Origin of the sequence: Streptomyces sp. NPDC006872 (genome assembly GCF_040635845.1) — a bacterium.
GTDB lineage: Bacteria > Actinomycetota > Actinomycetes > Streptomycetales > Streptomycetaceae > Streptomyces.
The window spans coordinates 161602-183919 of sequence record NZ_JBEYIL010000001.1 but is presented as its reverse complement, the minus strand read 5'-3'; the positions used below and the strand labels follow the sequence as shown (position 1 = coordinate 183919).

The following is a 22318-nucleotide window of genomic DNA, read 5'->3' as shown; positions in this document are numbered from 1 at the left end:
ATGTCTTACGCGGTGATGTCCTTCGTCGTGAAGCGCGCCCAGGCCGCCGAGCCGAAGACGGCCGCGTAGAGGGCCTGGAGGCCGAGGTTCTTCTGCAGTTCGTCCCAGTAGACCGGCTCGCGCATGAGGTCGGCGAAGGACAGCCAGTAGTGCGAGAAGAAGTACGGCTGGAGCGCGTGGAGTTGGGGGATCTGGTCGAGGATCTGGATCGTGATCAGCAGACCCACCGTCGTGGCCATCGCGGCGATACCGCTGCTCGTGAGCGTGGAGACGAACAGACCGAGCGCCGCCACGCCCATCAGGGACGCGGCGACGACCAGGGCGATCAGCAGCGCCCGGAGCAGTCCGTCGGCGAAGTCGATCCGGGTGCCGGAGATCGTCGTCAGGTCGCCCAGTGGGAAGAGCAACGCGCCGACCGTCAGCGCCGACAGCGCGACCACGAGTGTGGCCGCCAGACAGAAGGTCATGACGGTCGCGTACTTGGCCAGCAGGAGGCGGGTGCGGCCGGCGGGGGCGACGAGGAGGTAGCGGAGCGTCCCCGCGTTCGCCTCTCCGGCGATCGAGTCGCCCGCGACGACGCCGATCGCCATCGGCAGGAAGAACGGCAGCGTCACGGCCAGCGCGGTGAAGACCAGGAACAGGCCGTTGTTGGTGACCTGCAAGATGAACGCGGGACCCCCGCCGCCCCCGCCTCCTCCGCCGCCACCACCGGGGCCGGCGGACGAGCCGTCGCTCGTCTCGATCTTCACCGCGATCCCGACCAGGATCGGCACCGCCGCCAGCACGCCCAGCAGCGCGAGCGTGCGCCAGCGCCTGAAGGTGGTCAGCAGTTCATTGCGGAGGATTCCGAACGTCCAGGTCCAGGTCCAGGCCTGGGTCGAGGTCCGGGTAGAGGCCCGGGCCGAGGTCGGCGTCAGCGCGGAGCTCCGGCTCTCCGCTGCCCCTTCCAGCTCCTCCATTTCAGCCCGCGACATCGAAACCCTCCCCCGTGAGCGCCACGAACGCGTCCTCCAGGGAGGCCCGTTCGACGGCGAAGCCACGGACGCGGACGCCCGCCGTCACCAACGCGGCGTTCAGGTCGGCGAGATCGCGGTCCGGCGGCGGAGCCTCCGCGCTCACGAGATCCTCGCCGACGACGACGTCGCTCACTCCCTGCTCCTTCAACACCCGGGCCGCGTCCGCGGGGTCCGGGGTCGTCACCACCAGTCGGCCGCGTGTCCCCGCCGCGAGGTCCGCCACCGGGCCCTGGACGATCAGCCGGCCCTGCGCCATCACCGCCGCGTGGGTGCACACCTGCTCGATCTCGTCGAGCAGGTGCGAGGAGAGGAAGACGGTCGTGCCTTCCGAGGCCAACTCCCGGATCAGCGAACGGATTTCGCGCATTCCCTGTGGATCGAGGCCGTTGGTCGGCTCGTCGAGGACGAGCAGGCGGCGGGGCTGGAGGAGGGCGGCGGCGAGACCCAGGCGCTGTTTCATGCCGAGCGAGTACGCCTTCGCCTTCTTGCCGGCGGCGGCTGTCAGCCCAACCCGCTCCAGCGTCGCCGTGACGCGCGCACGCCGGGTGCGCGGGTCGGCGGTCGGGTCGGCGGCGTCGTAGCGGAGCAGGTTGTCGCGGCCGGAGAGGAAGCCGTAGAGGGCGGGGCCCTCGATGAGGGCCCCGACGTGCGGCAGCACGGTGCGGGCGGCCCTCGGCATGGGTTGCCCGAGGACGCGGGCCGAGCCGGCCGTGGGCTCGATGAGCCCCATCAGCATGCGGATGGTGGTGGTCTTGCCGGAGCCGTTGGGACCGAGGAAGCCGAAGACGCTGCCCGCGGGGACGGTCAGGTCGAGACCGTCGACGGCGAGTTGGCCGCCGCGGTAGCGCTTGGTGAGAGCGCGGGTGTGGATGACGGCGTCGCCATCGCCGTTCTCGCCGTCATCGTCCATGGACGCCCTCACCGAACCCCCGATCCCAGTACCCGGAGTCCCCCCGTAGTACCCGTAGTACCCGTAGTACCCCTACTTCGCCGCGTTCGCCGCCTTCACAAGGGCGTCCTTGGTGACCGCGCCGACGTAGACCTTTCCGTCGTCCGTCATCAGGGCGTTGATCAGGCGGGTGGAGAAGACGGTTCCGGAACCGAACTTGCCGCTCACCTTGTCGCCGAAGGAGTCGAGGAAGCCGCCGAGGTCGCCGCCGACCTCGGAGCCCGAGGGCACGCCCTCGCCGCCGGTGTCGAAGGTGGCGATGGAGGTCCAGCCCTCGCCGATGACGGTGGGACCGTCGGTGCCGTCGAGATCGGCCTCGAGGTCCTTCCCGAGGTCCTCACCGAGGTCGTCGGACTTGCCGGAGTGCCCGGGCACCGGCTTCACCGCGCCGCCTTCGTCCCACGCGCCGCCTTCGTCCCACGTGCCGGCCTCGTCGGCCGCGTCGGCCTCGGTGACCTTCGCGCCTTTGGGGACGGTGAAGTCGAAGGTGGAGGCGGCGGGCTTGGCAAAGCTGACCTGGGTGAAGCCCGCGTCCACGACGGCGGCGCCGCCGCTCGCCGGGGTCAGCGTGAACTTCAGCGGCAGGCCCGTCTTCGCGTCCACGGCCACGCTGATGGCACCGACCGTGGAACCGGACTGCTTGGGCTTCACCAGCAGCTTGTAGGCGTCGCGGCCCGCGACGTGGACGGTGCCGTCGACGGTCACGGACGTCGTGTCGTCGACCGCCTTCAGGGCGTCCTCGGTGAGGTCCTTGGGCGTGGCGGGAACGGGGGTCTCGGCCTCGTCGGAGCTCTCGTCGACGTTGGAGTGATAGACCTCGTTGGAGGCGCTGTCGTACCCCCACACGTCCTTGCCGTTGTGGATGAGGCTGTATTCGGCGGCGTTCTCCAGCAGCGAGAGCTTCTGCCTGTCCGGGCCGTCGGCGGCGACGCGCAGGGTGTGCGTGCCGGAGACGAGCTCGGTGAGCTTGGCGGACGGATCGGCGGACGATCCGTCACCGCCCTGCTGTGCGACGCCGGAGAGCAGACCGCTCTCCAGCCCGCCGAGGTCGGGCAGCCCGAGATCGGTGCTGACCTTCACGGTCCCGGACAGCTGCTGTACGTCCGAGGCGGCGATCTTGTCGAGGAGTTGCTGTGCGGTGATCTTCGGCAGGTCGGGGTCGCCGGAGTCGGCGAGCGCCGGGACCAGCCCGATCGTCGCCGCCGCGACACCGATCACGGTGACCGGGACGACGTACCGCAGTGCCTTGCGCCGCCCGAGGCGCAGCTCGTCGGCGTCCCCACCGGTCGCGTCCCCACCGGTCGCGCCCACGCCGGTCGTGGTGTCGTCGGATGCCTTCGGTGCCATGTGTGCCTTACCTCCGTCGTCGGCGGCGGCTGGTCATCTCGCGCTGAAGTTCCCCACCCCAAGCCGCCATTCTCACCCGAATCGGTGAGGAGTGGTGTTTTCCGTGGTTCCCATCTGACCAAATCCACTCTTCGGAAGCGTCAACCCGGGGACTCAACTCCACGTACACCTCCGGTATGACACAACGCGCCAGGACCACGCCTGTCCCGTAGGGGTTGGCGGGCCGAGACGGGGCGGAGACCGGTGGGTGGGGTCAGCCGGCTCGGTGCACCACGGCGTCGCAGAGTTCCATCAGCGCCGCCTTGGAGTCGCACTCCCGCAACGGCGCCAGCGCGGCCCGCGCGTCCTTCGCGTACCGCACCGTGTCCCGGCGGGCCTGCTCCAGCGCCGGGTGGGCCCGGAGCGCCTCCAGGGCCTCGGCGAGCCGGGCGTCGTCGCTCAGGTCGGAGTCCAGCAGCTCGCACAGGGCGATGTCCTCGGGCAGCGACAACCGCGCCGCCCGCTCCCGCAGCCGCAGCACCGGCAGCGTGGGAACGCCCTCGCGAAGATCCGTCCCGGGCGTCTTTCCCGACTCGCGCGAGTCGGAGGCGATGTCCAGGACGTCGTCCGCCAGCTGGAAGGCGACGCCCAGCCGCTCGCCGTACTGCGTCAGCACGTCGACGACCGTCTCGTCGGCGCCCGACATCATCGCCCCGAAGCGGCAGGCGACCGCCACCAGCGAGCCCGTCTTGCCGCCGAGCACGTCGAGGTAGTGCTCGACCGGGTCGCGCCCGTCCGTCGGCCCGGCCGTCTCCAGGATCTGCCCGGTGACCAGCCGCTCGAACGCCTCCGCCTGCACCCGTACCGCCTCCGGCCCGAGGTCGGCCAGGATGTGGGAGGCGCGCGCGAAGAGGAAGTCACCCGTGAGGACGGCGACGGAGTTCCCCCAACGGGCGTTCGCGCTGGGCACCCCGCGCCGCACGGCGGCCTCGTCCATCACGTCGTCGTGGTACAGCGTGGCCAGATGGGTGAGCTCCACGACCACGGCCGACGGCACGATCCCCGGCGCGTACGGGTCCCCGAACTGCGAGGCGAGCACCACGAGCAGCGGCCGGAACCGCTTCCCGCCCGCCCGTACGAGGTGCTGGGCGGCCTCCGTGATGAACGGAACCTCACTCTTGGTGGCCTCGAGCAAGCCTTCCTCGACAGCCGCCAATCCGGCCTGGACATCGGCTTCCAGAGCCTGGTCCCGCACGCTCAGCCCGAACGGCCCGACGACGGTCACGAGGGGTCTCCTGTCTGCTGGTGTCTACTGGCGGTTACGCGGTTTGTCGATAGGTCGCTGCCATCACTCAAGTCAGCGTATCCGGTCACGTTTCGATCACCGATAGCCCCCACGTCCTGCAGGCTCGAATGGGCCCGCCGAGGAGGCGTCCCGCCGGGCCGGCCGACGCCGGATCCGGCCCGAAATGTTTCTGATCAGCCCATATGAACGAACGCCTATCGAGTTACCAGGTAGTAGTGATCCATACGGTCGAGCGATCCGGGGACGTCCCACGACCGTTTCCCGCCACGCGCGGACAGGCGCGCCGCCCGGCGCCCCGCGCCGCGAGGCCTCCCGCATCGCCGGACCGGCGAAATCCATGAGCGGCAAAATGGACACAAGGGAACACATAGCAGCAAAGTAAGGCTAATTCCAAGCCTGCCTCTTTGCCGTTTCCTTTAACTATGAGTTGGGAATAATGCCCGATTCGCCAGTCTTGTGATTGCTGGTGAGTTGGCTCACTCCCGACGCCATGCCGCCTCCCGCACGTCACTCGCCGTTTCCCCGCGCCCCCCAAGCAAGTTGGGGCTTTGCACCCACAAAGGATCAAGCACCCCATAGGCCACAGACCAAGGTCAATAGGGGTGATCTGTGAATCCGCTACTTGTTCCGGACATGTGCTCTCGCATACGTTCCCGGCCTGTCGGGCGGACGCCGAATCCTGCCGCCGCCCGAAACACCCATCGAGAACCGCACGGCAGGAGCGGGGGAACCAGGTAGGCCGCCGAGCCGAAATTCAGGACGTCTTGGATTTTCAGGATGTTTTGGACACTTCGGTACGGCTTGGGGTGAAGTCGCATCCGTCAGGACGCGGCCGGGCAGCTCCCGCCCGAACCCGACAGCTCACCTCGCAGGCGCCGGAGAGGAACTTCGTCATGTCCGCTGCCGCTCAGCCGCGCCGCACCCGCCGTACCCGTCTCGCCCGCACCATCGCCGTCGCCGCCACCGGCGCGGCCGTGCTCGCCCTCCCGATCATCGGCTCCACCACCGCCTCCGCGGCGACGCCGACCGTCGTCACCGCCTCCAGCCTCGGCTACGCCAACAACCTCGACGGCTGGATCCGCGCCTCGCTCCATGTCATGGCGCAGCACGGCATCCCGGGGACGTACAACGGCATCTACCGCAACGTCATCCGCGAGTCCTCCGGCAACCCCTACGCCATCAATCTCTGGGACTCCAACGCGGCCGCGGGCATCCCGTCCAAGGGGCTGCTCCAGGTCATCGACCCGACCTTCCGCGCCTACCACGTCGCCGGCACGTCGTGGAACTCCTACGACCCGGTCGCCAACATCACCGCCGCCTGCAACTACGCGGCCGCGCGCTACGGCTCGATCGACAACGTGTTCGGCGCGTACTGACAGAACCCCCTACGGGCCCTACGGGACCTACGGGACCTACAAGGAGCTACGAGCCCTACGGGAACATTCGTTCGAGGACGACGGCCACGCCGTCGTCCTCGTTCGACGTCGTCACCTCGTCGGCCACGGCCTTGAGCTCGGGGTGGGCGTTGGCCATGGCGACACCGTGCGCGGCCCAGTCGAACATCGGGATGTCGTTGGGCATGTCCCCGAACGCGACGGTGTCCTCGGGCCGCAGACCCAGGTGCTCGGCGGCCAGGGCCAGGCCCGTCGCCTTGGTGATCCCGCAGGGCTGCAGCTCGACCGTGCCCGGCCCCGACATGGTGACGGTGGCGAGCGAGCCGACCACCGAACGGGCCGTCGCCGCCAGCTCGTCGTCGGACAGGGTGGGATGGCGCAGCAGCACCTTGCTGATCGGCTCGCACCACAGGTCGTCGCGTCGGTCGACGCGCAGAGCGGGCAGTGTCGGGTGCGGCATCCGGTAGCCCGGCTCGATGAGCGTCAGCCCGTCGACGCCGTCCTGGTCGACGGCCGCGTACAGCTGCCCGACCTCCGCCTCGATCTTGCCGAGCGCGGTCTCCGCCAGCTCCCGGTCCAGGGTGACCGACCACAGCAGACGGTCCGCGCCGGCGTCGTACAACTGCGCGCCCTGTCCGCACACCGCGAGCCCCCTGCTGTGCAGGCGGTCGAGGAGCGGCCGGACCCGGGGCGCGGGCCGTCCCGTCACCACCAGGTGGCGTGCGCCGGCGGCCGTCACCCGCGCGAGCGCGTCGAGCGACCGGTCGGAGAAGGTGTCGTCGCCGCGGAGCAGCGTTCCGTCCAGGTCGGTGGCGATCAGGGCGTACGCGGTGCGCGCGGCATATGCGAGGGGTGCGGCCATGATCAGAGAATACGGATCCCGCGCCCCCCGGGTTCGACGCAAACCGAACGACGGCCAGGTCCTGCCCTGTTCTGCCAACTCCCCTTTAAAAGAAACGGCTTTCTGGCGCGTTGCCGGGTAGCGGACGGTTAAAGGCCTCTGCACCGATTGGCAACAACATGGGACGCTACCTACCGCGACGCCCGGGTGGAGCGGTACCGTCCAGGTGTCCAGGGGGGACTTGATCGGGGGGTCAGGTTGAGCAGTGGGCGCATTCGTGTGCTGAGGCCACAGGACCTCGGCCAGGGGGAGAGGGAGCGGTGGCGCGCGCTGCGCGCCGCGTCGACGCTTCCACGAAACCCCTTCATGGAACCGGAGTTCACCGACGCCGTGGGCCTCGTGCGGCAACGCGCACGTGTGGCGGTGGTCTATGAGGGGCGCGAGCCGGTCGGCTTCCTGCCCCACGAGCGGGGCAGGCTCGGCCAGGGCCAGGCTCTCGCGTACGGCGTCTCGGACGCACAGGGCGCGGTGCTGGCCCCGGGCCTCGGACTGAACGCCGCCGAACTGATGCGGGCGTGCTCCCTGACGAGCTTCGCCTTCGACAACCTGGAGGCGGAGCAGGGGCTGTTCCTCCCGCACGCGGCCGAGGAGTACGCCGCCTATGTCATCGACGTCGAAAAGGGTTACGAGACCTACGAGTCCGTACTGCGCGCGCAGTCGCCGAAGTTCCTGAAGACGACCCTAGCCAAGGAGCGCAAGCTCGGCCGGCAGGTCGGGGAGCTGCGGTTCGTGTTCGACGAACGCGACCCGGCCGCGCTGCGCACGCTCATGGCCTGGAAGTCCGCGCAGTACCGCAGGACCGGCCGCCGGGACCGGTTCGCCCAGGAGTGGATCACCCGGCTCGTGGCCGCGCTGGCCGAGACACGCGCACCGGACTGCTCCGGCACGCTGTCCGTCCTCTACGCGGGTGAGCGGCCCATCGCCGCGCACTTCGGACTGCGTTCGTCGACCGTCCTGGCCTGCTGGTTCCCGTCGTACGACCCGGAGTTCGCGAAGTTCTCGCCCGGTCTCGTGCTGCATCTGCGGATGGCCGAGTCGGCCGCCGCGGAGGGCATCGGCCTGCTCGACCTGGGGCGCGGCGCGGCCGAGTACAAGGACTCGCTGAAGACCGGGGAGATACCCGTGTTCGAGGGGGCGTGGACGCGTCCGGGGGTGGGCGCCGCGCTCTACTGGCTCAGCCGTGAACCGTCCCGCCGTGCGCACCACTTCGTGCGCAACCGGCCGCGGCTCGCCGCGACGGCCGCACGGGCCTTGAAGGGCGCGGGCCGGCTGCGCCGGTCATGACGGTCATGGAACTAGGGGGGTTCGTGTTCCGCGCAAGAGGTGTGCCGCACGCGATCGTGCAGCAGGAGATCGTGCAGCAGGAGATACAGAGGTTCCTCGACATCCGGCCGGTGCAGATCGCCGAGCTCGAACTGGGCGAGGGGGGCGTGCTCAGACCCGGCCCGGGCAGCCCGCCCCTCACGCACGGCGAGGTGTTCGTGCTGGTCAGGAGGGGTGGGCGACCGGTCGGAACGCTGCTCGGGCATGTGTCGGAGGGCGCCGACCCGAAGGCCGTCCTCATGGATCTCGCCGCTCGTGAAACAGCCGAGGCCCCGGCGTGGCCCGCAGACCCGCCCGCCCCGACACCGATGTCGACGCCGATACCCACCTCGATGCCGATACCCACGTCGACGCCGACGCCCGTGCCGTCCACCACCGTCGTCGTCGCCACGCGCGAACGCGCCGAGAAGCTCGCCCACGCGCTCGACTCGCTCCTGGCCCAGGACCACCCCGACTTCGAGATCCTCGTCGTCGACAACGCGCCCGTCACCGACTCGACCCGGGACCTGGTCGAACACAAGTACGCCGAGCGGGTGCGGTACGTGACCGAACCGGTGCCCGGTCTCGCCGTCGCGCACAACAAGGGCGTCGAGGCCGCGCACGGCGAGGTGATCGCCTTCACCGACGACGACGTCGTGGCGGACCCGCGCTGGCTCACCGAACTCACCGCGCCCTTCGTCGCCGATCCCGGTCTCGGCTGCACCACCGGCCTGATCCTGCCGGCACGGCTGCGCACCCCTGCCCAGGTCCTCCTGGAGAGCCACGGCGGCTTCGCCAAGGGCTTCACGGCACGCACCTACGACCCGCACGACCCGCCCGCCGACGAGCCGCTGTTCCCCTTCACCGCGGGCCGCTTCGGCTCCGGCGCCAGCATGGCCTTCCGTGCGGAGGTGCTACGGGCGGTCGGCGGCTTCGACCCGGCGACGGGTGCCGGCACGCGCGCGCGTGGCGGCGACGACCTCTACGGGTTCGTCCGTGTCCTGGCCGCGGGCCACCGGCTGCACTACACCCCGCAGGCCCTGGTCTGGCACCACCACCGGGAGACCTGGCGGGACCTGGAGACCCAGGCGTACGGCTACGGCGCCGGCCTCACCGCCTATCTCACGGCGATCCTCGTCAACCGCCCCGGCCTGCTGCCCGCCTTCCTGGCCCGGCTGCCCCGCGGGCTGGCCTACGCCCGAACGCTGACGGCGAGCCGGGAGGCGGAGGGCTCCTCAGGAAAGGCGGAGGGCTCCTCAGGAGATACGGGGGGCGCACCCGGCGGCCACGACGACCGGACGCACGCCTGGCCCGGACGGCTGTCCCGGCTCCAGCGGCGCGGCATGCTCTACGGGCCGGTGGGCTACCTACGGGCCCGGCACGCGCTGCGAGGCGCTGCACGATCGAGCGGTGCGGGCTGATGGCGGGGGCCGCGCACAGAGCCGGTGCGGGCAGCGAGGACGGCGCGGGCCGCGAAGACGGCGGAGTCGGCGGAGTCGGCGCGGGCCGCAAAGGCGACGGGGTCGGCGGAGTCGGCGCGGGCCGCAAAGGCGACGGGGTCGGCGGGGTCGGCGGGGGCCGCAAAGGCGACGGGGTCGGCGGAGTCGGCGCGGGCCGCAAAGGCGACGGGGTCGGCGGAGTCGGCGCGGGCCGCAAAGGCGACGGGGTCGGCAACAGCATCCCCGTGTTCCTGTACCACGCCGTGATGGAGGATCCGCCCGACTGGATCGCCGAGTTCACCGTCAGTCCGAAGCAGTTCGGCGCGCACCTGGACGCCGTCGTCGACAGCGGCCGTACGCCCGTCACGATCAGCGCGCTGGCCGACCACCTCGCGGGGCGGGCGCCGCTGCCGCCCCGGCCGGTGCTGCTCACCTTCGACGACGGCTTCGCCGACCTGCCCGGTGCGACCGCCGAGGCGCTGGCCGGTCGCGGGCTGTCGGCCACCGCCTATCTCACGACCGGCGCCATCGCCCCCGGCGGGCGCAGTCTGCTGCCGCCCGCCCCGATGATGACGCTGGCGCAGGCCCCGCGGCTGGAGCAGTACGGGATCGAGGTCGGCAGCCACACCGTCACGCACGCGCAGCTGGACACACTCGCGCCCCGGGCGCTCGCGCACGAGCTGAGGGAGTCGCGCTCGGTGCTGGAGGACGCCCTCGGCCGCCGCGTCCGCCATCTCGCCTACCCGCACGGCTACAACAGCGGCCGGGTGCGGCGCATGGCGGCCGCCGCGGGCTACGACACGGCCACCGCCGTGCGGCACGCGCTCAGTTCGGACCGCGACGAGCTCTACCGCATCGCCCGGCTCATCGTGCGCCGCGGCCACACCCTCGCCGACGTCGAGGGCTGGCTTGCGGGCTCCGGCGCCCGGGTCGCCCCGTATCGCGACGGGCCGAAGACGGTCGGCTGGCGGTGGTACCGCCGCGCCCGCGCCGTCGTGCAGGGGCCGATGTTCGCAGGTTGAGCAGGGTTCGACGATTTTGGTGTGAAAAGAAGAGAAAATTCCTATAGTTGACTTGAGGGAGGGGAGCCTCGACGTGCCACAACACGTGCCCGTACCGAGCACCGAGAGCAGCGAGCTGCCCACCCCCGAGCTCTCCACCGGACCGGGCGGTCCGGCCCCGGTCGGACGCAACGACCGCGGTTCGCGGGGGAGGTGGCGGATCCCGCGCCGACCGCCGGACGCGGCCCTGCTGACCCTGCTGCTCGCGACCGGGCTCTGGGTGTACGCGCTGCCCCGCATCGGCTTCCGGGAGATGGGCGACTACGGCCTGCTGGACCGCCTCCCGGCCGCCTACTACCTCTCGCTGCTGGTCCTCACGGCGGGCTTCGTCCTCAGTCTGCGGCGGGCGGGCACCGCGCCCTGGTGGCCGGCCGCGCACTGCGCCGCGCTGCTGTTCGCGCTCAAGGCGCCGCCGGCGGTGCTGTACGACGCGGTGCGCTACCCGTGGGCCTCCAAGCACGACGCGATCGTCAACACGCTGCTCGCCAACGGTGAACTGCGACCGGGCGCGTCGCTCTCGGGCAACATGTCCGCCTACGACCAGTGGCCGGGGTTCTTCACGCTCAACGCGGGCCTGGTGCGGGCCTTCGGCGTGCAGAGCGCCGCCGCCTACGCCAACTGGGCGCCGATCGTCGTCGGCCTGCTCATGATGCCGGTGCTGGTCCTGATCTACCGCACCTTCTGTGAGGACTGGCGGCTGATCTGGGCCGCCGTCTGGATCTTCCAGCTCGCCAACTGGGTGGGCCAGGACTACTTCGCCCCGCAGGCGCTCGCCTACCTGCTCCATCTGACGGTCCTCGCGGTGGTGCTGCGGCACTTCGTGCGGCCGGGCTCCGCCGGACGGCTGCGGGACCGCACCTACCTCGACCCGGTAGCCGCCCCCGTCCCGCCGCCCACGGGGCCCCGGCAACGCGCGGTGTGCGTGGTGATCCTGGCTCCGCTGATCGCCGCCATCAACGCCACGCACCAGCTCACCCCGGTGATGCTCACCATCTGTCTGCTCGCGCTCAGCTTCACCCGCCGCTACCGCAACTACGGGCTGCTGGTCGTCGCCGCGCTGCTGATGCTCACCTGGGACCTGACCATGGGGCGGCCGCTGTTCGTCGAGACGCTCTCCACCATCAAGAAGTCGATCGGCGAGCTGACGGAGAACTCCCGCGCGGGCTACGCGGGGCAGCTCACCGGCCCCGGCCCCGAACTCGCGGGCACCGCCAACGTGGCGATGGTGCTCGCCATCGCCGTCCTCGCCGGGGCCGCCGTGGTGCTGCGGCGCCGACTGACCCGTAGCGCACTGCCGCTGCTGCTGGTGTCCGTCGCCCCGGTGCCGCTGTTCGCCGTCAACGACTACGGCGGCGAGATGCTCTTCCGCGTCTATCTGTTCGCCCTGCCCGGTGGGGCCTTCTTCGCCGCCGCCGCACTGGTGCCGGCCGTCGCGGGGACCCACCGCAGCAGGGCGAAGGCGCTGCGGCGCAGGATCGCGGCCGTCGCCCTGCCGGCCGTCCTGCTGGTGCTGCTGGCCGGCTTCCTGCCGTCGTACTACGGCAAGGAGAAGATGTTCTACACGCCGCCCGAGGAGACCGCGCTGGTCACCAAGACCCTGGACGACGCGCCGGACGGCTCGCTGATCCTCGCCACCAGCGGTTCCTTCCCACAGGCGCTCCACCGCTACGACCGACTCGACCACTGGTTCTTCGCCGAACAGGCGCTGCCGGAGAACGAGAAGATGCTGAAGGATCCGGCCGCCTACCTCGCCGCAGGAATCCCGCCGGGCGAGAAGGCGTATGTCGTCCTCACCCGCACCCAGGACATCTACACCGCCGGAGAGGGTCTGCTGCCGCCCGGCGGCTTCGAGACGCTGCGTCGGAAGCTGTCCGTCTCGCCGCTCTTCCGGACCGTCGAGAGCCATCCGTACGGCGTCGTCCTGGAGTACCGCCCAGCCACTCCGTGACCGACCCCGATGACTGACCCCAAGGTGATCGAAGTGACGACCCCGAACTCCGCGGACATCGACAGTGCCGACGGCATCGACAGCGCCGAAGAGAACAAGGGCGCGATGGGCACCATGCGCACAAGGGTCACCTCGACTCACCTCAGAGTCCTCGTCGCGGCCTCGGGCTGGCTCGCGCTGGCCGCCACCGCCGTTCCCGGCCCCTCTCCGCTGCGCTGGATCCCGGTCCTGCTCTTCGTCCTGTTCGGCCCGGGCTGCGCGGCGCTGTATCCGCAGCCGGGCGGGCTGGCCTCCGGCGCCAGACTGGAGGCCATCGCGCTCGCCGCGCCCGTCAGCCTCTCGCTCGGCGTGCTCACCGCCACCTCGCTGTTCCTGGTGCAGGGCTTCTCGATGACCGCCTTCCTCGTCTCGCTCGCCGGCTTCACCACGGTCACCGCGGCCCTGCCGGGGCTGCCGCTGCCCGCCGCCCGGCGCGGCGCGGTCGAACGGGCCAAGGTCAGGCGCAGGCCCTCCGCCGGCAGTGACATATGACAGGACGACACCGGCTGCGCGGACCACGCAAGCCGTCCGAGTCGTACGGGATGAGGGGCATGGGCACCGGTCCGGGGAGCGGGATGGACTCAGGGGGTGGCATGGGGGGTGGCATGGGGGGCTCGAGGCGCACCTACACGGCCGTGGTGCTGGTGGCGGTGGCCGCGCTGATCGCCTGGCTCGGCATCTGGGCCAGCCGGACCGAGGACCCGGAGTCCCGCGTGGACGCCCTGCCCGACAACGCGGCCTCGGGTGAGCTGCCCACCGGTCCCTGCGCTCCCACCGACGCTCTGATCCCGCCCTGCGGCGCCTGGTGGGGCGCCGCCGTGCCGTACGCCGAGAACGGCTCGCTCGAGGACGCCGTGCTCGGCTTCGAGAAGCGGATCGGCCGAAAGCTCGACCTCGTCTACAACTACCACGACATGTCGGGCACCAAGCTCGACGGGGAACTGCTCACCCCCGAGGAACAGGAACTCGGCAAGGACCGGCTGCTGATGCTGGCCTGGGAGTCCACCGTCTGGACCGAGCCGCACCACGAGAACTGGACGGAGACCCAACTCGGCTGGAAGAACATCGCCTCCGGGAAGCTCGACAAGAAGATCCTGGATCCGCAGATCCAACGCATCAAGGCCTACGGCAAACGGGTCTTCCTCTCCTTCGACCAGGAGACCGACGCCCGCATCAAGGAGGGCGCCGGCACCCCGGCGGAGTTCGTCGCGGCCTACCGCCATGTTCGCGACCGGTTCCGTGAACTGGGCGCCGACAACGTCGTGTGGGTGTGGACCGTCTCCGGCTACCTCGGCAGCGCGGCCGACATGAAGGCGCTCTACCCCGGCGACGAGTACGTCGACTGGATCGCCATGGACCAGTACAACTACTACCAGTGCCACGGCACCACCGACTGGAAGGACTTCCTGCGCAGCCAACAGCCCAGCTACGAGTGGCTGCGCGAGAACATCAGCGACGAAAAGCCGGTGATGCTCGCGGAGTTCGCCACCGCGCCGGACGCCGGCGCCCCGCAGCGCCAGCGTGACTGGTACACCCAGATCCCCGCCGCCGTGAAGAAGCTCCCCGAGGTGAAGGCGCTGGTGCACTGGAACCGGCCGACCTCCGAGCAGGCCGCGTGCGATCTGACCGTCAACAAGGGCCCGGGTCTCGAGGGCTACCGCGAAGCGGGCAAGAACGGCTACTTCCACCAGCCGGTCCCACCCCGCTGACAGCCTTCCCTCCGACAGCCCTCCCGCCGGCAGCAGCCCTGGCCCCCCTGACAGCCGTCACATCACGACCGTCACACCGGCGGCCGTCACACCGGCGGCCGTCCCGCCGGTAGCCGTCTCGTCGGCAACTCTTCCACGGTCCCGCTCCTGCTTCCGCTCCCACTACCGCTCTCGTCGGCAGCTCTCCGTTCGGCGCCGACGGCTCTCCCGTCGGCAGCGGCAGCGCTCCCTTCGACAGCGCTCCGCGCCCGGTCCGCCACGGCCGCCTTGGCACGGGCCCGGGCGGAAAGCGACGCGGCCACTGCGGCGACCCCTGCGGCAAGGACCAGGACGACGAACGCGGGCACGGCGACCGGCGCAAGCTCCTGCCGCCACACCCAACCGCCGAGCGCGAGGAGGTAGAGGACCCCCCAGCGCCCCGGCCACGTCAGGCGCCTGCCCACGCGCGTGAGCAGCAGCCACAGCGGTATGAGGGACAACAACTGCGCGACCGGCGGTGCCCAGCGCAGCAGCGGCTCGGGCCCGTCGAGCCCCACCCCCTCCGCGAGGAAACGGGCCGTCTCCGCGTACAACGTCCCACCCACCGGCGTCGGTTCCCAGCCGAAGGCCACGGGTACGGCGTACAGGGCGAGCAGGACCGAGCCCAGCGCCGTCCCCGGCAGCCACGCGCCGCGCGCGGACCGCAGCGTCACCGAGCCGACGAACACCACCAGCAGCAGCCCACCCGCGACGAGCCCCGCGAGCGGCAGAGCCGCCAGCAGCTGCCGCCCGGTCAGTACGTCCGCGGACGGGCCGTCGAGCCACGGCAGATCGCGCAGCGCCGTCCAGTAGACGCCGGTGGCCACACCGAGCAGCCCCCATAGGACGCCTGCCGTCCACCGCTCCCTGGCCGGGGCCGTGGCCCGGGCCCCGGCCGACGAGTCACGGTCCACCGCGGCCTCCCCGATCAGCCCGTCCTGCCCCTCGCTCTCCTCCTCCGCCCCGGATCCGTGCGGCCGCACGATCAGCGCCAGCGTGTCCGCCTGCAGCGCCTCGCGTTCGTACCCTGGCCGCCCTATGAACAGCGTGACCGTGTCCTCGTCGACGCCCTCACGCTCGTACGCCGCCCGGCGCGCCCAGTTCGTGCCGTATCCGGCGGTGGCGTTCAGCCGCGCCCAGCGGGTGCCGTAGGCCGGGGCTGCGCCGGACCGGCCGGCGGGCACGCGGTCGGTCCGGCGCAGCGCCGAGCGCAGACCGAAGGCGGAGACGACGGCGATCAGGGTCATGCTGAGCAGCACCGCCCAGCCCGCGCCCGCGATCCCGGCCGGGGCGAACAGCACGGCCGCGCTGCCCAGCACCAGCGTGCACATGGCGCCCTGGAGCGCGGCGAGCACTCCGGTCCGGCCCTGCACGCGCAGCACCCCGATGTAGAGCTCGACCACGACCCGGGGCAGCGCCCCCGCCGCCAGCAGCCTCAGGACGGTGGTGCCGTGCTCCGCGTAGTCCTCGTTGAACGGCAGCAGGATCTGCGGGGCGAACAGCACCAGCACCAGCACCACCGGCACCAGCAGCAACGTCATCCTGCGCAGCGCCCCCCGCACGCCGTCGGCGAGATGGCGCGGGTCGTGCGAGGCGTGCGCGGTGAGCGAGGAGGCCATGTTGATGGCCATGAACTCCATCGTGCCGCCGACGGTGTACGCCACGTAGAAGTAGCCGTTCTCCGCCGCGCTGAAGCGCACGGCGACCATCACCGGCAGCAGGTTGATCATCGCGAGGCTGAACAGCGCGCCCAGCGAGTCCCCTGCCAGGAAGCGGCCCATCTCGCGCAGTTGCGGCGGTTCCAGATCGCGGTCGGCGGCGGCCTGGCGCGGGATCAGCCGACGGAAGATCAACCAGCCCAGCGGGAGCGTCGAGAACGCGATCGCGACGGCCCACGACACGAAGATGCCGAGCACCGGCAGCGCGGTCGCGAAGAAGACCAGCAGGATCAGCTTGCCGATCGAGAACACCGCGTTGCCGACGGGCACCCACCCCGATCTGCGCAGCCCGGTGAGCACCCCGTCCTGGAGCGTGAGCAGCGCCCATGCCACGCACGCGACGACGAACGTCGCCCCCGCGGCCGCCGTGCCGAGCGGCGCGTACGTCGCCCCCCACAGATCGAGAGTCAGCAGGAAGACGAAGGCGGCGACGGCGACGACGACCGAACTGGCCGCGTACGCCCGCCACACCAGCGAGCCGGTGGCCCGACCGGCACGCGGCACGAAACGGACGACGGCGCCGATCATCGTCGTCGCCGTGATGCTGGCGAGCAGCCGCATCGCCGCGATCGCGGCCGAGCCCTGCCCGACCGCCTCCTCGGAGTAGTAGCGCGCGGCCACCAGCCAGAAGCCCAGGCCCAGCACGGCGGAGACGCCCGTGCTGAGCATCAGGAAGTAGGCGTTCCGGAACAGCGAGTCGGAGCCGCGGCCACTGTCGGCCGGCGCCGGACCGGTCGTCTCCTTTCCGGCGGCCGACGCCGACGGCTCGGGTACCTGGATCTCGGCCTGCGTCTCAGCCACGGGTCGGCTCCAGCCCTCCCGGCGCCTCGGCCGGCCGTATACCGGATGCCTGGAGCACCTCGACGACCTGTCTGGCCCGCAGCGGATCCACGGGCAGCGCGTGCCGGGCGAACCAGCGGGCGCCGGCGGGATCGGGCGAGGGGTCGGTGAAGGCGGGACCCGCGTAGTCGTCCAGCGGCGGGTCATAGAGATACCCGACGACGATGCCCCGCCGCGCGAGTGCCGCCCTCGCGGCATCCCGGTCGGCGACGAACAAGGGCACCCGGAACAGGGGTTGGACGCGGTCGGCACGGGGTGTGCCGGGCTGTGCCCACGGTGTGGACGACAGCAGCTCCGTGCCCGCCCGGCAGGCGGCCAACACCTCGTCCAGGTGGTCGAGCTTGCGGGCGATGCGGCCCGCTCTCAGCGGTCCTGAACGCAGCCGGTAGTCGTGCATGTCGACGCGGATCCACGAATCGTGTGCGGCCAGGTCCGGCGCGGCCTCGACTGCTCTGGTCAGCTCGGCCGACCGGAGCGGCATCCGGATCCCTTCCCGTTCCATCAGCCCGAGCAGTCGCATCGTGGCCCAGGCGGCCCGCCGCAGCCGCAGCCCCCGCACGGTCGCCTCCGCGTAGGGCCGGACGGTGTAGGCGAGTTCCGCCGTGAACCGCCCCGGCAGCAGCAGGTCCTCGCAGGTCTTCTCCAGGGCCTCGCGCAGCCCCGGGTCGGCACAGGCAAGGAACCCCCCGGCCTTGGCGCCGACATGCTTGGACAGGCTGAAGGCGGACGCGTCGCCCCAGGCCCCGACCGGCCGGCCACCCACCTCGCTGCCGATCGCGTGCGCCCCGTCCTCGAACAACGGGATGCCCAGCGCGTCGCACTTCTCCCGCAGGCGCGGCGTGTCGTCCGGATTGCCGTACAGATTCGTCGTGAGCACTCCGGACAGCGAGCCCCACACCTCGTCGGGCACCGCATCGACGTCGATCGACGCGTCCAGCGGGTTCAACGGCGCCTGCACGGGCCGCAGTCCGGCCGCAAGCACGACGAAGAAGATCACGTCGTCGTTGACCGGCGACATCAGCACGCGTCCGCCAGGCGGGCACCAGTGGCGCAAGGCCACGAAGAGCCCGAATCTGCACGACGGCACGTACACGCATTCCCGGCCGAGTCTGTCGCGCATGGTCGCTTCCAGCCGCTTCGGCCGTGAGCCACGCCGCGCCGACCCGAGGCCGGCCTCCCCTATGGCCATCCGTCCCCCAGTTGTGCCTGGGGAAGGCCCCCTCCCCGAGGCCTTCCAGCACCCGCCCAGAGTCTCCCCTTTCGCACCGCTCCGTCAAGAATGCGACCCGGCCCGTGGACGGCTTCCGATGAGCGTCCGGACGCGGCGCGCTGCGGGCCGAACCGCCTCGCCGGCCCGGCACCCATGTCACTTCCACCAGGTCAGCCGTAACCTGTGGCGCGGCTCGGCGCACCCGCGCGACATCCGCTCGGCGTCCGGCGAGCACAACCTGGCGAGTTTCAGAGAGCGCACGAAAGAGAGGCAGTACCCGATGCCCCCCTTCGACCTTCCCGAGGGCGATCCCTTCGGTCCGCACAATCTCCCGTACGGCGTCTTCTCCCTCCCGGGCTCCGCGGCGCGGACCGTCGGCGTCCGGCTCGGCGACCATGTCCTGGACGTGGGCGCGGCGGCCCGCGCGCTCGGCTCGCCCCACGCCGAGCTGCTCACGGCGCCGACCCTCAACCCGCTCCTGGCGGCGGGCCGCACGGTCTGGTCGCAGGTGCGCCGCGACCTGACGGAGTGGGTGACGGACCCGGCCCACCGCCCCACCGTCGAACCCCTCTTCCGCCCTCTCTCCTCGGTGACTCTGCACCTCCCCTTCGAGGTCGCCGACTACGTCGACTTCTACTCCTCCGAACACCACGCCCGGAACGCCGGCGCGATCTTCCGCCCGGACGCCGCTGACACGCTCCTGGCCAACTGGAAGCACCTGCCGATCGGCTACCACGGCCGGGCGGGCACGGTCGTGGTCTCCGGCACGGACGTCGTCCGCCCGTCGGGCCAGCGCAAGGCGCCCACCGACCCGGCCCCCGTCTTCGGCCCGTCCGTGCGGCTCGACATCGAGGCCGAGGTCGGCTTCGTCGTCGGCGTGCCCTCGCGCCAGGGCACACCGGTCGCACTGACCGACTTCCGCGACCACGTCTTCGGTCTGTGCCTGCTCAACGACTGGTCGGCCCGTGACATCCAGGCCTGGGAGTACGTACCCCTCGGCCCGTTCCTCGCCAAGTCGTTCGCCACATCGGTCTCGGCCTGGATCACCCCGCTCGACGCCCTGGAGAGCGCGCGGGTGACGCCCCCGGAGCGGACCCATCCCCTCCTCCCCTACCTGGACGACGCGGCCGCCGAACCCGCCGGCTACGACCTGCGCATCTCCATCGCGCTCAACGGTCACGTCGTCTCCGAGCCGCCCTTCTCCAGCATGTACTGGACGGCCGCCCAGCAACTCGCCCACCTCACGGTCAACGGAGCCTCGCTGCGCACCGGCGACCTGTACGGCTCGGGCACGGTGAGCGGCCCGAACCCCGGCCAGCTGGGTTCCCTCCTGGAGCTGACCTGGAACGGACGTGACCCGCTGGAACTCCCCGATGGGAAAAGGACCTTCCTTGAGGACGGTGACCTGGTGACCCTGTCGGCGTGGGCCCCGGGCCCCGGCGGTGCTCGGGTGGGCCTGGGCGAGGTGAGCGGGCGGGTGACCGCCGGGTGACGGGACGGGAGACAGGACGCGAGACAGGGCAGGTGGCGGTGTAGGTGACGAGACAAATGACGGGACAAGTGATGGGACGGGTGAAGCGACAGGTGACAGGGCGAGTGACGGCACTGGGAACTCGGCCGGCAACCGGGCGGGAGACCTGGCAGGGCTGCCGGGGCTGAATCGGAGCGTCGTCGTGGGCTGACTCCCGGAGCAACCCCCGTCATACTGGCGGCGGGCACGGTCCTGCTGCCGAGCCCGCCGCCCGCGGCAGGCCGCACACACGCGGGTACGCGGTACGCACCCCGCGCGCACGTGGCGCACGGCCCTTTCCCGACCAGGATTTTCCCGACCAGGATCCGGAGCCCATGGCATGACCGTCTGCCTGCTCCTGCTGAGCGTCGTCGCCCTGACGGCCGCTGTGCCGGCCCCGCGTGCACTGACCCGCTCCGCATGGCCTGAGCGGGAACCCGTGGTCGCACTGTGGGTGTGGCAGTGCCTGGTCGCCACCGTCCTGCTGTGCTGCCTGACGGCCCTGACGCTGGGCGCCGCAGCCGTCTTCCACACCGTCCGCGCGCAGGTCTTCGCACCGGCGCCGCCTGCCGTCACCGAGGCGTACGACCTCGCCGCCGCCCCGCTGTGGGCCGTGACCCTGACCCTGCTGCTGGCCTGTGGAGCCGGCTGGACCACCGCGATGCTGGCCCGCGAACTCGTCGATGCGCGCCGGCGTCGCGGCCAGGCCAGGGCCCACCTGCGTGAACGCGCCCCCGACCTGCCGGCGGGCCTGCCGTCCGCCCGGGGCCCGCTGCTCGTGCTGGAGGACGAGTATCCCGACGCCTGGTGGATGCCCGGCAACCCACCCCAGTTGATCGTGACCACCGGCGCCCTGCACCGCCTGACCTCCCACCAACTGGACGCCGTCCTCACCCACGAACGCGGCCATGCCCGCGCCCACCACGACTGGCTGCTCCACCTCTCGACCGCCCTTGCCACCGGATTCCCCCGCATTCCGCTCTTCTCCCATTTCTGCGACCAGACCCACCGCCTGGTCGAACTCGCCGCCGACGACACCGCGTCGCGCCGCTGCGGTCACCTGACCACGGCGCTGGCTCTGATCGAGCTGAACCAACACCGGGGCGTCCTGTCCTGCGCCTCCAGTCACCGTCTCCTGGGCGAGCGCGTCGACCGCCTGCTCGAACCGCCCCCACGCCTGCTCCGCAGACACCGGGCGCTGACGACGACAGTGGCCGCGCTGGTCCCCCTGCTGCCGCTGCTGATCACCTTCGCCCCGGGGCTGACGGCGTTGTCCTGAACTGGCAGATCTTGCTCAAGAACCGCTGGTTTTCCCAGGTCAACGCCTCATCTGACGTTCCGGTAGGTGGCGCAACACTCCGGCAACACCGGTTTTCCTACCGACTCGCTATGGTTCGAAACATGCCACCCACCGAACGCATCCGAGAGCACGCCGGCCAGGGCGCGACCACCGTCGCCGCCCACCGCGCGCGCCGCCGGCTGCGCGCGGACCAGGCCCGTCAGCTCGCCGACGTCCTGCGCCGTCAGCTGCTCACCGGCGCTTTCCCGGCCGGCGCGCTGCCCCACGAGTCGACCCTCGCCACCGACTACCGCGCCTCGCGCAACACCGTCCGCGAGGCGCTGGACCTCCTCCGGGCCGAGGGCCTGGTGGAACGCCTGCCGGGGGTCGGCACGGTCGTCGTGGCGCAGAAGTACCCGCACGGACTGGACCGGCTGATGGGCCTCGCGGAGACCCTGCACGAGCACGGCCACGTCACCAACGAGGTCCGCACGATGGGCCCCGTAGCCGCCCCCACCCCGGTGGCCGACCGCCTCCACGTCCCACCCGGCACCGACGTCCTCTACATCGAACGGCTGCGCCGACTGGGTGGCATCCCCCTCTCTCTGGACCTGACCTACATCCCGCTGGACCTCGGCACCGCCTTGCTCGGCGCCGACCTGGAGAACACCGACGTCTTCCGCCTCCTGGAGGCCGTCACCGGGCAGCGCCTCGGCCACGCCGAGATCACCCTTGAGGCGGTGACCGCGGACGCCCACTCCGCCGCCGTGCTGGAGGCACCGCGCGGCGCGGCCGTCCTGATGCTCGAACGCCTCACCCACCTCGCCGACGGACGCCCGGTGGACCTGGAGTTCATCCGTTTCCGCGGCGACCGGATCTCGATGAGCGGCCTGCTGCACCGCTCCCTCTGACAACTCCCACCGGCCTCCCCCTCGGCCCCATCTCCGCCCTCACCTCCAGCCTCGCTTCCGCGCTCTTCGCTGCCCTCTTTTCCGCTCTCACCCCTTCATCGTTCGGCAACGCCTCACCGGTTCACTGCCGCTCGGGATTTCTCAGAATTTCTCGGGACTTTTCTGGAGACAGCCATGACCTTGGCGCCCCAGCGGGCCGACGTGCCCGTGACCATCGACGAGTCGAAGTGCATCGACGGCTGCACCCTCTGTGTGGACATGTGCCCGCTGGACTCCCTCGCCATCGACGAGACCAACGGCAAGGCCTACATGCACGTCGACGAGTGCTGGTACTGCGGGCCGTGCGCGGCTCGCTGTCCCACCGGAGCCGTCACGGTCAACATGCCCTACCTGCTCCGGTGAAAGGCGCGAACTCCGATGAAACCCAGGAAACCCACGCAGT

Annotated in this window: 18 protein-coding genes and 1 riboswitch; of the genes, 11 read left to right on the top strand and 7 right to left on the bottom strand. The window is 71.2% G+C overall.

All coding sequences use genetic code 11. The features are described from left to right. Nucleotides 1–5 precede the first annotated feature (5 nt). The 4 genes from ABZ725_RS00810 to ABZ725_RS00795 all read right to left on the bottom strand — a co-directional run bounded on the left by ABZ725_RS00810 (nt 6) and on the right by ABZ725_RS00795 (nt 4576). Entirely contained in the window at nt 6–974 is a 969-nt protein-coding gene (locus tag ABZ725_RS00810) for an ABC transporter permease (protein ID WP_358800726.1), read from the bottom strand. Beyond that, nucleotides 961–1926, bottom strand: coding sequence for an ABC transporter ATP-binding protein (locus ABZ725_RS00805; protein ID WP_358800725.1), 966 nt, complete (start codon nt 1924–1926; stop codon nt 961–963). Before ABZ725_RS00805 ends, ABZ725_RS00810 begins: the two co-directional genes overlap by 14 nt. 72 nt (nt 1927–1998) lie before the next feature. Beyond that, complete coding sequence (locus tag ABZ725_RS00800; protein WP_358800724.1) at nt 1999–3312, bottom strand: DUF2092 domain-containing protein; 1314 nt, start codon at nt 3310–3312, stop codon at nt 1999–2001. 253 nt (nt 3313–3565) lie between these two features. Further along, nucleotides 3566–4576 (bottom strand): polyprenyl synthetase family protein, encoded by a 1011-nt coding sequence (locus ABZ725_RS00795; RefSeq protein ID WP_351904043.1) that lies wholly within the window; start codon nt 4574–4576, stop codon nt 3566–3568. Nucleotides 4577–5257: 681 nt separating this feature from the next. Then, a riboswitch (cyclic di-AMP (ydaO/yuaA leader) is annotated at nt 5258–5485 on the top strand. Nucleotides 5486–5490: 5 nt separating this feature from the next. On the opposite strand from ABZ725_RS00795, the gene ABZ725_RS00790 reads away from it, so the two are divergent. Further along, a complete protein-coding gene (locus ABZ725_RS00790) occupies nt 5491–5973 on the top strand; it encodes a transglycosylase SLT domain-containing protein (RefSeq protein WP_351904046.1) in 483 nt (160 codons plus the stop codon). A 55-nt stretch (nt 5974–6028) separates the two neighbouring features. Here the strand turns inward: ABZ725_RS00790 and ABZ725_RS00785 are convergent, their stop codons facing one another. Further along, nucleotides 6029–6853, bottom strand: a complete 825-nt coding sequence (locus ABZ725_RS00785; protein WP_358800723.1) for an HAD family hydrolase — start codon at nt 6851–6853, stop codon at nt 6029–6031. Between the two features lie 258 nt (nt 6854–7111). On the opposite strand from ABZ725_RS00785, the gene ABZ725_RS00780 reads away from it, so the two are divergent. The 6 genes from ABZ725_RS00780 (at nt 7112) to ABZ725_RS00755 (ending at nt 14390) form a co-directional block, all read left to right on the top strand. Continuing rightward, nucleotides 7112–8176: a GNAT family N-acetyltransferase gene (locus ABZ725_RS00780; RefSeq protein WP_358800722.1), complete on the top strand. Its 1065-nt coding sequence runs from the start codon at nt 7112–7114 to the stop codon at nt 8174–8176. Between the two features lie 110 nt (nt 8177–8286). After that, nucleotides 8287–9615, top strand: coding sequence for a glycosyltransferase (locus tag ABZ725_RS00775; RefSeq protein WP_358801346.1), 1329 nt, complete (start codon nt 8287–8289; stop codon nt 9613–9615). 284 nt (nt 9616–9899) lie between these two features. Next, nucleotides 9900–10655, top strand: a complete 756-nt coding sequence (locus ABZ725_RS00770) for a polysaccharide deacetylase family protein (protein WP_358801345.1) — start codon at nt 9900–9902, stop codon at nt 10653–10655. Nucleotides 10656–10728: 73 nt separating this feature from the next. After that, nucleotides 10729–12642, top strand: a complete 1914-nt coding sequence (locus tag ABZ725_RS00765) for a hypothetical protein (RefSeq protein ID WP_358800721.1) — start codon at nt 10729–10731, stop codon at nt 12640–12642. Between the two features lie 33 nt (nt 12643–12675). Beyond that, nucleotides 12676–13173, top strand: coding sequence for a hypothetical protein (locus tag ABZ725_RS00760; protein ID WP_358800720.1), 498 nt, complete (start codon nt 12676–12678; stop codon nt 13171–13173). Between the two features lie 113 nt (nt 13174–13286). After that, on the top strand, nt 13287–14390 hold the full coding sequence (locus ABZ725_RS00755; protein WP_358800719.1) for a glycosyl hydrolase: 1104 nt from the start codon (nt 13287–13289) through the stop codon (nt 14388–14390). Nucleotides 14391–14476: 86 nt separating this feature from the next. Here the strand turns inward: ABZ725_RS00755 and ABZ725_RS00750 are convergent, their stop codons facing one another. Together ABZ725_RS00750 and ABZ725_RS00745 are read right to left on the bottom strand one after the other, a co-directional pair. Then, on the bottom strand, nt 14477–16927 hold the full coding sequence (locus ABZ725_RS00750; RefSeq protein WP_358800718.1) for a lipopolysaccharide biosynthesis protein: 2451 nt from the start codon (nt 16925–16927) through the stop codon (nt 14477–14479). Then, a complete protein-coding gene (locus ABZ725_RS00745; RefSeq protein WP_358800717.1) occupies nt 16920–18155 on the bottom strand; it encodes a DegT/DnrJ/EryC1/StrS family aminotransferase in 1236 nt (411 codons plus the stop codon). The genes ABZ725_RS00750 and ABZ725_RS00745 overlap by 8 nt, the downstream gene beginning before the upstream one ends. A gap of 301 nt (nt 18156–18456) precedes the next feature. Between ABZ725_RS00745 and fahA the strand changes: the two genes are divergently transcribed. From fahA to ABZ725_RS00725, 4 genes are all read left to right on the top strand, one after another. Next, complete coding sequence (gene fahA, locus ABZ725_RS00740; RefSeq protein ID WP_358800716.1) at nt 18457–19668, top strand: fumarylacetoacetase; 1212 nt, start codon at nt 18457–18459, stop codon at nt 19666–19668. A gap of 358 nt (nt 19669–20026) precedes the next feature. Further along, the gene (locus tag ABZ725_RS00735; RefSeq protein WP_358800715.1) at nt 20027–20965 is read left to right on the top strand and encodes a M56 family metallopeptidase; all 939 of its coding nucleotides are present in this window, start codon (nt 20027–20029) and stop codon (nt 20963–20965) included. A 122-nt stretch (nt 20966–21087) separates the two neighbouring features. Next, on the top strand, nt 21088–21876 hold the full coding sequence (locus tag ABZ725_RS00730; protein ID WP_358800714.1) for a GntR family transcriptional regulator: 789 nt from the start codon (nt 21088–21090) through the stop codon (nt 21874–21876). A gap of 174 nt (nt 21877–22050) precedes the next feature. Continuing rightward, the gene (locus ABZ725_RS00725; RefSeq protein WP_351904079.1) at nt 22051–22278 is read left to right on the top strand and encodes a ferredoxin family protein; all 228 of its coding nucleotides are present in this window, start codon (nt 22051–22053) and stop codon (nt 22276–22278) included. The last annotated feature ends 40 nt before the right edge of the window (nt 22279–22318 follow it).